This is a genomic window from Pseudomonas sp. NFACC08-1 (assembly GCF_900106735.1).
Classification (GTDB): Bacteria; Pseudomonadota; Gammaproteobacteria; order Pseudomonadales; family Pseudomonadaceae; genus Aquipseudomonas; species Aquipseudomonas fluorescens_Q.
The window spans coordinates 202486-215675 of sequence record NZ_FNNL01000008.1; the positions used below are offsets into that span (position 1 = coordinate 202486).

At 60.0% G+C, this 13190-nt stretch carries 16 protein-coding genes; 10 read left to right on the forward strand and 6 right to left on the reverse strand.

The features are described from left to right. Positions 1 to 26 precede the first annotated feature (26 nt). Positions 27 to 809 (forward strand): ATP-grasp domain-containing protein, encoded by a 783-nt coding sequence (locus BLU76_RS18270; RefSeq protein ID WP_092223756.1) that lies wholly within the window; start codon positions 27 to 29, stop codon positions 807 to 809. Between the two features lie 106 nt (positions 810 to 915). Here BLU76_RS18270 and BLU76_RS18275 read toward each other — a convergent pair whose 3' ends face one another. The 4 genes from BLU76_RS18275 to BLU76_RS18290 all read right to left on the reverse strand — a co-directional run bounded on the left by BLU76_RS18275 (position 916) and on the right by BLU76_RS18290 (position 4365). After that, entirely contained in the window at positions 916 to 1827 is a 912-nt protein-coding gene (locus BLU76_RS18275) for an SDR family oxidoreductase (protein WP_092149376.1), read from the reverse strand. Between the two features lie 261 nt (positions 1828 to 2088). Then, positions 2089 to 2991, reverse strand: a complete 903-nt coding sequence (locus BLU76_RS18280) for an alpha/beta fold hydrolase (protein ID WP_092223758.1) — start codon at positions 2989 to 2991, stop codon at positions 2089 to 2091. Next, complete coding sequence (locus BLU76_RS18285; protein ID WP_063324430.1) at positions 2991 to 3773, reverse strand: class II aldolase/adducin family protein; 783 nt, start codon at positions 3771 to 3773, stop codon at positions 2991 to 2993. Before BLU76_RS18285 ends, BLU76_RS18280 begins: the two co-directional genes overlap by 1 nt. 136 nt (positions 3774 to 3909) lie before the next feature. Then, positions 3910 to 4365, reverse strand: a complete 456-nt coding sequence (locus BLU76_RS18290) for a flavodoxin (RefSeq protein WP_063324429.1) — start codon at positions 4363 to 4365, stop codon at positions 3910 to 3912. 153 nt (positions 4366 to 4518) lie between these two features. Here BLU76_RS18290 and BLU76_RS18295 point away from each other — a divergent pair, with 153 nt between their 5' ends. Then, the gene (locus BLU76_RS18295) at positions 4519 to 4992 is read left to right on the forward strand and encodes a PAS domain-containing protein (protein ID WP_063324428.1); all 474 of its coding nucleotides are present in this window, start codon (positions 4519 to 4521) and stop codon (positions 4990 to 4992) included. Positions 4993 to 5046: 54 nt separating this feature from the next. Beyond that, on the forward strand, positions 5047 to 5652 hold the full coding sequence (locus BLU76_RS18300; protein ID WP_092149373.1) for a hypothetical protein: 606 nt from the start codon (positions 5047 to 5049) through the stop codon (positions 5650 to 5652). Positions 5653 to 5795: 143 nt separating this feature from the next. Here BLU76_RS18300 and BLU76_RS18305 read toward each other — a convergent pair whose 3' ends face one another. Beyond that, positions 5796 to 6755: a MerR family transcriptional regulator gene (locus BLU76_RS18305; RefSeq protein WP_092223760.1), complete on the reverse strand. Its 960-nt coding sequence runs from the start codon at positions 6753 to 6755 to the stop codon at positions 5796 to 5798. 221 nt (positions 6756 to 6976) lie between these two features. Here BLU76_RS18305 and BLU76_RS18310 point away from each other — a divergent pair, with 221 nt between their 5' ends. The 7 genes from BLU76_RS18310 to BLU76_RS18340 all read left to right on the forward strand — a co-directional run bounded on the left by BLU76_RS18310 (position 6977) and on the right by BLU76_RS18340 (position 11744). Continuing rightward, complete coding sequence (locus BLU76_RS18310) at positions 6977 to 7546, forward strand: antibiotic biosynthesis monooxygenase (protein ID WP_092149367.1); 570 nt, start codon at positions 6977 to 6979, stop codon at positions 7544 to 7546. Between the two features lie 249 nt (positions 7547 to 7795). Next, on the forward strand, positions 7796 to 8506 hold the full coding sequence (folM, locus tag BLU76_RS18315; protein WP_092149364.1) for a dihydromonapterin reductase: 711 nt from the start codon (positions 7796 to 7798) through the stop codon (positions 8504 to 8506). Between the two features lie 20 nt (positions 8507 to 8526). After that, on the forward strand, positions 8527 to 9087 hold the full coding sequence (folE, locus tag BLU76_RS18320; RefSeq protein WP_092149361.1) for a GTP cyclohydrolase I FolE: 561 nt from the start codon (positions 8527 to 8529) through the stop codon (positions 9085 to 9087). Beyond that, positions 9088 to 9468, forward strand: coding sequence for a dihydroneopterin triphosphate 2'-epimerase (gene folX / locus BLU76_RS18325; protein WP_063324422.1), 381 nt, complete (start codon positions 9088 to 9090; stop codon positions 9466 to 9468). It begins immediately after the preceding gene. A 99-nt stretch (positions 9469 to 9567) separates the two neighbouring features. Further along, entirely contained in the window at positions 9568 to 9864 is a 297-nt protein-coding gene (locus tag BLU76_RS18330; RefSeq protein ID WP_063324421.1) for a DUF1244 domain-containing protein, read from the forward strand. Further along, on the forward strand, positions 9857 to 10195 hold the full coding sequence (locus BLU76_RS18335; protein ID WP_063324420.1) for a HopJ type III effector protein: 339 nt from the start codon (positions 9857 to 9859) through the stop codon (positions 10193 to 10195). Before BLU76_RS18330 ends, BLU76_RS18335 begins: the two co-directional genes overlap by 8 nt. 298 nt (positions 10196 to 10493) lie before the next feature. Next, positions 10494 to 11744 (forward strand): 2-aminoadipate transaminase, encoded by a 1251-nt coding sequence (locus tag BLU76_RS18340; protein WP_092223762.1) that lies wholly within the window; start codon positions 10494 to 10496, stop codon positions 11742 to 11744. Positions 11745 to 11919: 175 nt separating this feature from the next. Here BLU76_RS18340 and trxB read toward each other — a convergent pair whose 3' ends face one another. Next, positions 11920 to 12882, reverse strand: a complete 963-nt coding sequence (trxB, locus tag BLU76_RS18345; protein WP_030139882.1) for a thioredoxin-disulfide reductase — start codon at positions 12880 to 12882, stop codon at positions 11920 to 11922. Positions 12883 to 13190: the final 308 nt, after the last annotated feature.

A 13190-nucleotide genomic window follows, 5' to 3' on the forward strand; every position in this document is an offset into this window, starting at 1 on the left:
CATCCACTCCTCATCGGTAAGAAGCAATGCACCTCCTCTATCCTAGCGACCCATTTTATAAAAAACGTCCTGACGAGCAGTACGCTGAAGAGTACGAAGCGGTAATGACTGCGGGACTGAGGACTGTGCTGTTCTCTTTTGAAGATTTCGAAGCGGGCCTTTTCAAGACTTCTGCATCCCTCACGCCCGGAGACTCGATTTTGTACCGCGGGTGGATGCTGACACCCGACGCTTATGCTGCTTTGGTTAACCAACTGCGTGAAAAAGGCGTCATTGAAGTCACCAACGCCACGCAATACCGACACTGTCATCACCTGCCACAGTGGTATCCGTTGTTGACTGCCTATACGAGCGAAACGGTGGTGCTGGACAGCGATGCAAACTTCGTTCAAGCGCTCGAAGACCTGCAATGGCCAGGCTACTTCATCAAGGACTACGTAAAGTCACTTAACACCGGTGGTGGCAGTCTAGTGGACACTCCCGAAGGCATAGCACCGCTTGTTGAAGAGATGCGCCAATACCGGGGGCAGATTGAAGGCGGTATATGCGTCAGGCGACGAGAGGATTACATTGAAGAAACCGAGCGTCGCTATTTTGTATTCCATGGTCAGACCTATGGCGGCACCGATGAGATTCCTGAGTTGGTGACCGAATGCGCACGGCTGATCGACAGTCCTTTTTTCTCGGTCGACGTAGTACTCAGGTCAGACGGTGTGCTGCGGGTGGTCGAGCTCGGCGACGGGCAGGTATCAGACCGCAAGGAATGGCCCGCTGAGCGCTTTGCCTGGATGTTGAGCCGTGCGGGATAGGTCTGTGCCCTATCGAGACCGCCGCGAACCTGGCGGCCCTGGTGCAAAAATATTTTCCATGAGCACGGTTACCGCAGCGGGCGACAACCGGCCCAGGTAATGAGACTTAAATGGCGTGGTGTTGCAAGTTCGCCATCATTTCTTTCAAGGCTTCCAGATTGTCATTCGGGTGCACCGCATGCTCGAAGTCGCAGATCTGCTGCCAATGGGCGGCGACGTCTTCGGGCGAAAACCCTTTGCGCGGATCAAAGCCCGCCCCCAGGCTGCGTTCCCAGCGCACCTTGCCCATCCAGCCGCCGCCCACTTCGAACAGGCCGGAGGTTTCCTGGCAGGTTTCACTGGCCAGGTACACCACCAGCGGGCTGACGAGTTCAGGTTTGAGTTGCTCGAATACCTGCGGCGGGATCAGGCCTTCGGTCATGCGCGTGCCGCCTGTGGGGGCGATGGCGTTGACCAGGATATTGTTCTTGCGCCCCTCGATGGCCAGGGTGCGGGTCAGGCCATACAGGCCAAGCTTGGCCATGCCGTAGTTGGATTGGCCGAAGTTGCCGTAGATGCCGGACGTGGACGCGGTGAAGATCACCCGTCCATAATTCTGTTCACGCAGGTGCGGCCATGCGGCGCGGGTGACTTTGTAGGCGCCTTCGACATGGACGCGGTAGACCAGGTCCCAATCGGCGTCGTCCATTTTGTGAAAGGTCTTGTCCCGCAGGATCCCGGCGTTGTTGACCACCACATCAACCCGGCCGAACGCGTCGAGGGCATTTTGTACCAGCTTGTCGCCATCGGTCACCGAGTCGTGGTTGGCCTCGGCGATGCCGCCCGCCTCGCGGATTTCGGCGACCACCCGGTCTGCTGCCGAGGCATTGGCCCCTTCCCCTTGAGCCGAGCCGCCAAGGTCGTTGACCAGCACTTTTGCGCCTTGTTTGGCGAACAGCAGCGCATGGGCGCGGCCCAGGCCCCCGCCGGCTCCCGTGACGATCACGACTTTATCTTCGAAGCGCACAGACTCACTCATGGCAGAACTCCAGCAGGCGGACAGGACAATGGACACGAGTGTCCGGCACAAGTCGACCGGTCACAATCAACACGGTTGCAAGTGAATGGTGGGCGATAAGGTGAGGGGATGATGCGGGCCCAAGCCACAGCGGCCTATTCGATTTTCCTGCTGGCAGAGGCACCGCTATCGCGAGCAGGCTCGCGATAGCGGTCTTTCAATCAGAATAGATGCTGGATGTGCTGACGCGTTCGCGAGCAAGCTCGCTCCCACAAGGTATCGTCATGAACAGGCCATTTGTCTGTGCGGCGCGGCGATGGCTTCGCGAAACGCCAGGTAATGCTTGAGCACCTGCACCGGCGCCTCGGTGTGCGGGTAATGACCAATGTCGGGCAACAACACTGTGTCCGGGCTCGGGATCAGGGCCTCGTAGCGCGCCACCATGTGTTCTCCGGAAATCGGGTCGACCGCGCCGTCAATCACCCGCAACGGCACGTCGCCGCGCTGCATCGCCTGCACCCAGCGATCCCGCTGCACACGGCGTTCGGGAATATAGGCTATGAGCTTGTGCATGATCCACGGGCCACGATGGGCTTCCACCAGACTCCAGAAATCATCCAGCTCGCTTTCGGTGGGGGTGGTCCTGGGGCCGAAAATCTGCCGAAAGCTGCTGACCAGGCTTTCCCGGGAGAACGCCCGCCCCAGCAGCCACCCCAGGGGGCTGAGCAAAAGTTTCTGGGCCCAGACTGGGCGGTGAGTTTCCGGGAACAGGCCGCCATTGAGAAAGACGCAACTGGCGAGATGGATGCGCGCTTCGTAATGCCGCGCCAGCAGTTCCTGGGCCACGCTATCACCGTAATCGTGGGCCAACACATGCAGCGCGCCCCTCACATTCAGGTGCGCGAGCAGGGCCTGTTGCAGATCGGCTTGCTCCAGCAGGCTGTAGACGTGATCCGTCGGTTTGGCGGAGTCGCCGAAACCGAGCATGTCACACGCGATCACCCGATAACGTTGCGCCAACGGTTGCCACAGGTAGTGCCAATCCCAACTGGCTGTGGGGAACCCGTGGATCAGCAGCAGCGGCTCGCCCTGCCCGGCCACCCAGTAACGGATGGCATGACCTCGGAACATGAAGATCTGGCTGCGCTGGCGCCAGATACGCAGGGGAATCTGGGCCAGGGGCATCAGCTTCGATACCCGGCGTCTTGTTGATCGAGCTTGCGTAACAACGCCGGCCAGGCCAACGCGCCGCCCATGCCCTGGGCGCTTTTGGTCACCCCGGCGATCATCGCCCGGGCGCCAGCCAGGATCTGCGGCTCGATGGCAATCAGCTCGGCCCCGCCGCTCTGCGCCAGGACCTGGATGTCACAGGCCCGCTGAAAGGTGAACATCATCAGGAAGGTATCGGCGATGGTACCGCCGCAGGTCAGCAAGCCATGGTTGTGCAGCATCAGGAAGTTGCTCTCGCCCAGGTCCGCCTGCAGGCGAGCCTTTTCTTCGTGATTCAAGGCCACACCTTCGTAGGCGTGATAGGCCAGGCTCGACAGCACGAACAGCGATTGCTGGCTGATCGGCAGCACCCCCTGTTTCTGGGCCGATACCGCCACGCCAGCAGCGGTGTGGGTGTGCAGCACACAGGCCACATCATGGCGTACCTCATGCACCGCGCTGTGGATGGTGTAGCCGGCCGGGTTGATCTCGTAGGGGCTGTCCATCAACTTGTTGCCGGCCTGATCGACCTTGACCAGGCTCGAGGCGGTGATTTCATGGAACATCATCCCGAACGGGTTGATCAGGAAATCCTCGGTACCGGGAACCTTTGCGGAAATATGGGTGAAGATCAGGTCATCCCAACCGTGCAGCGCAACAAGCCGATAACAGGCGGCAAGGTCCACCCGGGTTTGCCATTCGGCCGCACTGACCTGATCTTTGATGCTGAGTGTCGTTTGGACGGGCGCTACGCTCACGGCTCTGACCTCTGGTTTCTTGTTATATGTTTCGATCGAAACGTCGTACGCAAGAAAATCAGTCTAGTCAGCTCTTTCAGAGGCGGTAGTTGCGTTCGCAGCCAGCTTACTGGCCGAACGAGTCAGCGCATCCGCTTCAAGGGCGCAACGTGTCAATCAACTCAGCAAGCCATGGCTCGGCGTCGGTTTCCGGCGTGACGCTCTCGCTGGCATCCAGACGCAGCATCGGCAGCACCTCACGTACGCCCAATTCGACGAACAGCTCGCACATCTGCTCGCCACCGGCGCAGAAGGTATCCCCGTAGCTGGCGTCGCCCAGGCCGATCACCGCGCCAGGCAAACCGCGAAAGAACCCGGGCAACTGGTCGCGGATGACCGAATACAACGGCATCAAATTGTCCGGCAACTCACCCATGCCGGTCGTGGAAGTCACTGCCAGCACGGCCTGCGGTGCGAATGCCTGCACATCCGCCAGGGTCGCACGAGGGTCGTGCCAGGATTCAAAGCCTGCCTCGCGAAGCAGTTTGGCGGCGTGCCGGGCGACTTCTTCGGCGGTGCCATACACTGAGCCGGAAAGAATGGCGACTTTCATCGATCTGATCCTGAACCTGAAAAAAGAGCCAGGATAGTAACAGTTGCACCTGTCAGGCTGCGAATGGCTCTCAACGGCCCTAATGGCCAGTGGACAGCCTATCGATTTCTTTTAGAATGCTGCTTCTACAAGGATGTTCAAAGGGTTCTCCCCATGATCAACGCTCAACTGATGCAACTGGTCATCAATGCTTCGAACGATGGGATTGTCATCGCCGAAAAAGAAGGTGAAGACAATATCCTGATCTACGTGAACCCGGCCTTCGAACGATTGACCGGTTATCACCGCGACGAAATCCTCTATCAGGATTGCCGGTTCCTGCAATCGGGTGATCGGGACCAGCCCTCGCTGGAGCCCATTCGCAAAGCCTTGAAAGAGGGCGGTACCTGTCGTGAGGTGCTGCGCAACTACCGCAAGGACGGCACGCCGTTCTGGAATGAGTTGTCACTGTCCACGGTAAAAAACCAGGCTGACGGGCATACCTATTTCGTGGGTGTGCAAAAAGACGTCACGACCCAGGTCAAGGCTCAACAACGCGTCGCCCAGCTGGAAAAGGAGCTGGCCGAAGCGCGGCAGACAATTGCCCGACTCGAAGCGACGGACGGTTCAAACAAAACCACGAATTAATGGTCAGTCACTACAATCACCAGTGAACACGTAAATTATCATTTCGAGCAGATCATGCAGCGCGATGCCCTCCTGACGCAGGATGAACTGGATTTCATCCGGACCATGCAACACAACCCGCAGTTGAACGAGCGGGATGTCACGTCGAGCTTGCTGGTAAACGGTGGGTCGCAGATCCGTGACTTGCTGACACGTCTGGCGGCAAATGAGCAGGTTACGCTGCAAGCCAATTTCGAAAACCAGCAAATGACCTTTCCGCTGCATCTGGTGGAAGACGAATTCCATGCGATGCACCTGCGCTTGGGTGTGCCAAGCATCTACGAGGACGGACCGAAGATTCGCCCATGGCGCCTGGCGCTCGAAGAGCCGGTGGCGCTGGAAAACATCAAGGGGCAGCCGGGACCGCTGTGGGTCCACGAAGTCTCCTGCAAGGGCGTATTGCTGGAAAACCGCAGTCGGACCAAACCGCCGAAGCAGTTTGCCTTGTGGTTCAGCCCATCAGGCTACGAGAGAATTTCGCTGCGAGGCAGCTTCGAACGGGAAACCGATCGCGGCCTGTTTGCCTACCACCTGAGCCAGAATGACCAGGACGAGACCGAGCGCCTGCGCCAGTACATCCTGCAGCAACATCGCCTGACCCATCCGACCATGCACCTCTAGTATCCTGTTTCGCAAACACGTTTCTTTTTGACGGGTGGCTGGTGTCGTCAGGCAAGACGCCGCGACGAGTCATAGCCCGACGCAGCATGACGGCAACAGACGCCGTCATAAAGGAACAGTACTTGCGATACAGAACACTCCATTCAGGTATCCAGGTTGCCTGCCAGAAATTGACGCAGGCGCTGGCGCATCACTGTCCCCTCATTCCCCAGGCAACCGACCGGCGATCCAACCAGGCTCTCCTGTGCCAGATCGGATGCATCACCGGCCAGCATCAAAGGACAATCCAGGCTCATTGCCAATTTGCCCAGGCGCTTTGGCAAGTCTGGAGCCGGCGCATGATTGGAAACCAGCACCAATGCCACCGGCTGGATCTTCTGGCACACCAGGGTCAGTTCCTCGAACGGCAGGCCGATCGACAACAGCCTGACGCCCACTTCCGCCTTGGACAGGAAAAGCCCCGTGACCAGCAACTCCAGTTCATGGCAATGATCGGCAATCGCGCAGGCCAGGACACGCGGCGACGTACCTTCGCGCTTGAATAAAAGCCGCTGGATGATGCGCGAACGCAGGAAACCATCAAGAAACACCCATTCGCTGGTTTTCCCAAACGTCTGCTGGCGTTGCAATAGTTGTCGCCAAAGCGGCATCAGGATGTCCTGGAAGACGATCGGCACGGTATAGGTGGAAAAGACCTGCCCATAGACACGATCAAGCTCCACATCGTCAAAGTTGCTAACCGCGTCCGCCACCTGTTGTTGCCAGTGGGCATGATCGGCCCTGACCTGATCGGATGAAATCAGCGTGGAGACCGGTTGCACCGACTCGGTCTTCGCCAGGATCCTTCCCACTTTGCTGACGGCCACCCCGCGCTCGATCCAAGCCAGGATGCTGCGCACTTTTTCAATATCGCCCAACGAGTACAGGCGATGCCCACTTTCGGTGCGTGTAGGTTGGATCAAACCGTAGCGCCGCTCCCAGGCACGCAGGGTCACGGGGTTAACGCCGGTCATGCGCGCGACTTCGCGAATGGGAAACAGGTCTTCCCGTCTGAAGGCGCCTGATGCCTGGAAAACGAAGCCATCCTCTGTGATTACACTCATTTTGGCAGACAATTCCGGCTGGGAAATTGGATCCTAGTTTACCCCTCCCCGGACATGTCATGACAAGGACAAACGTACTCGATGTGCGTTTTTGTTGTTTTACGCACAATCAGGAATAATCCTTGCCTGTTTTTTGGCGACCAGACGCTGCCCACCACCCCGGGGGCGTCCCCCGCGAACCTCCTACCCGGAGTGCCGCGCCTGTCTTACGGAGATGCATAATGTCTACCTCACCCGTCACCCTGATGGTTGCCCGCCGCGTCGCCCATGGACGCTATCAGGATCTGATCGCCTGGTTGCGCGAAGGCGAACAATTGGCAACCGATTTTCCCGGCTACCTGGGCTCAGGCGTGCTCGCGCCACCGCCCCAGGACGATGAATTCCAGATTATCTTCCGGTTTGCCGACGAGCAGACGCTGCACGCCTGGGAACACTCAGCCTCCCGCACGGCGTGGCTGGGACGGGGCAGCGATCTGTTTGCCCATCCCTCCGAACACCGCGTGCGCGGCATCGATGGCTGGTTCGGCGCGGCCGGTCAGCGTCCGCCACGCTGGAAACAGGCCGTGGCCATCTGGCTGGCGTTTTTTCCCGTCTCGCTGTTGTTCAATTTCCTGTTGGGGCCGCTGCTGGGCGAACTGGGCCTGTTGAGCCGCGTGTTTATCAGTACGCTGATCCTGACGCCACTGATGGTCTACCTGTTTATTCCGATGTCGACCCATCTGCTGGCGAACTGGCTCAACGGCGCGCCACAGCGGACGTTGCCGGCCAAGCCTTTCACACAGAATCAGTGATTTAACCGGGATGCCGCCTTCGCGAGCAAGCCCGCTCCCACAGTAGATTTGTGTCGTTCACATCATTTGTGTTCGACGATAATCCTCTGTGGAAGCGGGCTTGCTCGCGAAAGCGGTTTATCCGTTAACGCTGATGTCGGCTGGCGCACCCTCTTCGCGAGCACGTCGGATCGACGCTGTCACAGATTCGCCTGTCGCAATCTTGCGTCGCTGTTATAGTTTTGCTCTAGCCGTGAACCGAGCCGTCCTATGTCCAGCGCCACCGCTCCGATCCTGATCACTGGCGCAGCCCAGCGCGTCGGCCTGCATTGTGCCCGGCGATTGCTGGAAGACGGGCAACCGGTGATCGCGACCTACCGGACCGAACGTCCAGGCGTGCAAACGTTGCGGGACCTGGGCGCGGTCATGCTGTTTGCCGACTTCTCCAGCGAAGCGGGGATCCTGGCCTTTATCGAGCAACTCAAGCAGCACACCGACCGGCTGCGGGCCATCGTGCACAACGCCTCGGCCTGGCTGGCCGAGGGCCCGGGCTGCGAAGCCGCGGCCTTCAACGCCATGTTCGGCGTGCACATGCTGGCGCCTTACCTGATCAACCTGCACGGCGCCGAGCTACTGCGGCGTTCAACCCCGGCGGATATCGTGCACATCAGCGATGATGTAACCCGCAAGGGCAGCGCCCGGCATATCGCCTATTGCGCCACCAAGGCCGGCCTGGAAAGCTTGACCCTGTCGTTCGCGGCCAAGTTCGCCCCGGCGATCAAGGTCAACGGCATCGCCCCGGCCCTGCTACTGTTCAACCCCGAAGACGACGCAGCTTACCGCGCCAAGGCCCTGGCCAAGTCCGCACTGGGCATCGAACCCGGCAGCGAAGTGATCTACCAGAGCCTGCGTTATCTGCTGGACAACCCTTATGTCACCGGCACGACCCTGACCGTCAACGGCGGGCGGCACGTCAAATAGCCTTGTTTCGAGGATGCACCATGACGCTATCCCTGCCCCAGAACTATCGCGAGATCCTCATCGGCCTGGGGGAAAACCCCGAACGCGAGGGTCTGCTCGATACCCCGGTCCGTGCCGCCAAGGCCATGCAGTACCTCTGCCATGGTTATGAACAAAGCGTCGAGCAGATCGTCAACGGCGCGCTGTTCGCCTCTGACAGCGATGAAATGGTGATCGTCGCCGACATCGAACTCTATTCACTCTGCGAACATCACCTGTTGCCCTTCATCGGCAAGGCCCATGTGGCTTATATTCCTACGGGCAAGGTCCTGGGGCTGTCGAAGATCGCCCGATTGGTGGACATGTTCGCCCGCCGCCTGCAAATCCAGGAGAACCTGACCCGGCAAATCGCCGACGCGGTGCAGCAGGTCACCCAGGCCGCCGGCGTGGCGGTGGTGATCGAGGCCCAGCACATGTGCATGATGATGCGCGGTGTCGAAAAACAGAACTCGACCATGAACACCTCGGTGATGCTCGGCGTCTTTCGCGATTCCAGCACCACGCGCCAGGAGTTCCTGCAATTGATTCGACGGAGCAAGTAAATGCCACAACTTCAGCCAGCCATGGCACGCATCAAGGTCAAGGACCTGCGCCTGCGCACCTTCATCGGCATCAACGAAGATGAAATCCTCAACAAGCAGGATGTGTTGATCAACCTGACCATCCTCTACGCCGCCCAGGAAGCAGTACGCGACAACGACATCGACCACGCACTGAACTACCGCACCATCACCAAGGCGATCATCGCCCACGTGGAGGGCAACCGCTTCGCCCTGCTCGAACGCCTGACCCAGGAATTGCTCGACCTGGTCATGACCAACGAGTCGGTGCAATACGCCGAAGTCGAAGTCGACAAACCCCACGCCTTGCGATTCGCAGAATCAGTGTCGATTACGCTCGCAGCAAGTCGGGCGACTTCGTAGCAGCTGCAAGCCTCAAGCGGTAAGCTTCAAGCCTGACCACCGCAAATCCAAACTTGCAGCTTGAAGCTCGCCCCTTGAAGCTGCCTCGCAGAGATCCCCATGAACGACCAACAACGCCTCGAACTCGAAGCCGCCGCTTTCCGTCGGCTGGTTGCCCACCTGGACAGCCGCAAGGATGTGCAGAACATCGACCTGATGAACCTCGCCGGCTTCTGCCGCAACTGCCTGTCCAAGTGGTACAAGGCCGCCGCCGATGAACGCCAGATCGAGGTCAGCCTCGATGACGCCCGCGAAGTGGTCTACGGCATGCCGTACGCCGAGTGGAAAGCCCAATACCAGAAAGAAGCCAGCGCCGAACAACAAGCGGCGTTCGCCAAAGGAAAACCCGATGCCTGATCTCAATACCCTGCGTACCCGTCTCAAAAGCGGCGAACATGCCTTCGCCGACACCCTGGCCTTTATCGCCGCCGGTTACGACTACCAGCCCCAGGCCTTCAACAACGGTGGCGTGCAAAACGCCGCGGGGCAGAACGAAGGATCCTGCAAGACGCTGGGCCTGGCGCTGCTTGAGGGCTTGAGCGATGAAGAAGCGCTGCTGGCGTTTGGCGAACACTACCGTTCGGTGCTGGCCACGCCTGACGGCAACGATCACGGTAATATCCGCGCGCTGATGACCCATGGGTTGGCCGGGGTGAAGTTCGAGGCGCCGCCGCTGCAACGGCGCTGATCGCACCTTCCATTACGACGAGGCCCGCTGTTGTGGCGAGGGAGCTTGCTCCCGCTGGGCTGCGCAGCAGACCCAAACAGTCAAACTCAATTTGCCTGACACACCGCGTTGCCAGGTTTGGGGGGCCGCTTCGCGCCCCAGCGGGAGCAAGCTCCCTCGCCACAGGCTGAGTCCAAGTGAGCGGCGCCTCACCACATCCCGACTTTTAAGATTGACCCGGCAACTTTATTTCGTTTGCCGGGCCCCTCTGCTCGCGGCTTAGATAACGGAAATTTCTCCATCGTCCGGGCCGTCTTCCATGAGCAGCGAAACCATCAGCCAATCGATCTCCATCGTGCATCCCGTCAGCCTCAGCCACGGCAAGAATGCCGAGGTCTGGGACACCGACGGTAAACGCTACATCGATTTCGTCGGCGGCATCGGTGTGTTGAACCTCGGCCATTGCCATCCGCGCATCGTCGAGGCGATCCGTGAACAGGCCACCCGGTTGACCCATTACGCATTCAATGCCGCCCCCCATACACCGTACATTGAATTGATGGAACGGCTGACGGCGTTTGTCCCGGTGGATTATCCGGTCAGCGGCATGCTCACCAACAGCGGCGCCGAGGCAGCAGAAAACGCCTTGAAGATCGTACGCGGCGCCACGGGCCGTACCGCCGTGATTGCGTTTGATGGCGCCTTTCACGGCCGCACCCTGGCGACCCTCAACCTCAACGGCAAGGTCGCGCCTTACAAGCAGAAAGTCGGCGTATTGCCCGGGCCGGTGTATCACCTGCCGTACCCCAGCAAGGACAACGGTGTCACCCGCGAAGAAGCCTTGAAGGCCATGGAGCGGCTGTTCAGCGTCGAAATCGACGTGAATGACGTGGCCTGTTTCATTGTCGAACCGGTGCAGGGCGAAGCCGGCTTCCTGGCGATGGATGTGCCCTTCGCCCAGGCCCTGCGGCAGTTCTGCGACGACAAGGGCATTGTGCTGATCGTCGATGAGATCCAGTCCGGCTTCGGTCGCACCGGCCAGCGCTTTGCCTTCTCACGGCTCGGCATCGAGCCTGACTTGGTCCTGCTCGGTAAAAGCATTGCCGGCGGCGTGCCCTTGGGCGCGGTGGTGGGACGCAAGGCGCTGCTGGACAACCTGCCCAAGGGCGGCCTGGGCGGCACCTACTCGGGCAACCCCATCGCCTGCGCCGCCGCCCTGGCGACCCTGGATGAAATGACCGACGCCAACCTGCATGCCTGGGGCTCGCAACAGGAGGAGGCAATCGTCAGCCGCTACCAATCCTGGCGCAACCGTGGGCTGACGCCCTACCTGGGCCGCCTGACCGGCGTCGGCACGATGCGCGGCATCGAGCTGACCCACGCCGACGGCACCCCGGCTTCGGCACAATTGACGCAACTGCTGGCCCTGGCGCGGGAATCGGGCTTGTTGCTGATGCCCAGTGGCAAGTCGCGACACATCGTGCGGCTGCTGGCGCCATTGACGACCGAGCCGAACGTGTTGGGGGAAGGCTTGGATATTCTGGAGGCGTGCCTGGCGAAGCTGGTCTAGACATCCCCACTCACCCTGTGGGAGCCGAGCTTGCTCGCGATGACGGCGGCACATTCAAAAATGACTGCACATGACCCACCGCGATCGCGAGCAAGCTCAGCTCCCACAGGAGACCACTGATAAACATCCCCCCATTAAAAAACCGGCCGAAGCCGGTTTTTTAATGCCTGATGGATCAGAACGAAGCGTTCTGCAAGCCATCCAGGTAGCGCTCGGTGTCCAGGGCTGCCATGCAACCGGCGCCGGCCGAGGTGATCGCCTGGCGGTAGACGTGGTCGGCCACGTCGCCGGCCGCGAAGATGCCTTCGACGCTGGTGGCGGTGGCGTTGCCGTCGCGGCCGCCCTTGACCACCAGGTAGCCGTCCTTGAGTTCCAGCTGGCCTTCGAACAGCGAGGTGTTCGGGGTATGGCCGATGGCGATGAAGACGCCGTCAACCTTGATCTCGTCGAAGCTGCCGTCGTTGTTCTTCAGGCGGGCACCGGTCACGCCCATGTTGTCACCCAGCACTTCGTCCAGGGTCGCGTTGAGCTTGAGGATGATCTTGCCTTCGGCGACGCGGGCGTTGAGCTTGTCGATCAGGATCTTCTCGGCGCGGAAAGTCTCGCGACGGTGGATCAGAGTGACCGTGCTGGCGATGTTGGCCAGGTACAGCGCTTCCTCGACCGCGGTGTTGCCGCCACCGACCACCGCCACAGGCTTGTTGCGGTAGAAGAAACCGTCGCAAGTGGCGCAGGCGGAAACGCCTTTGCCCATGAAGGTTTCTTCCGACGGCAGGCCCAGGTAACGAGCGCTGGCACCGGTGGCAATGATCAAGGCATCGCAGGTGTAGGTCGCGCTGTCGCCAGTCAGGGTGTATGGCTTGGCGGCGAAGTCCACGGCATTGATGTGGTCGAAAACGATCTCGGTCTCGAAGCGCTCGGCGTGTTCCTTCATGCGCTCCATCAAGGCCGGGCCGGTCAGGCCATGGACATCGCCCGGCCAGTTATCGACTTCGGTGGTGGTGGTCAATTGACCGCCGGCCTGCATGCCGGTGATCAGCAGTGGCTTGAGGTTGGCACGGGCCGCATAAACCGCAGCGCTGTAACCGGCAGGGCCGGAACCGAGAATAATCACTCGCGAATGACGCACTTCAGACATGACCTGCTCCTGTTGACCGGACCTTGCGGGCCGGAACGCCGGGTGAGCGGCGTGAATAAAAAGGACCGTTGACGCACTTGGGGAAGGCTTGGGTTCGACAGTCCTGGAAAAGAATGGGTGCAGCGTATCGAGGGAGCGAAGATTAAGGAAATACGGATTAACAATCCAGCTCATAGGTGAGCTCTATCCCCCGCGGCCCTTTCAATAGGCGCCTTCGCCTCAAGAAACGTTGTTACACGCCATGTCGCCGCTTTCCCGGGCGGGGCAAAGCCGGTAAGGTCGGCGCGTTCACCTTCGCTCGGAGCCAC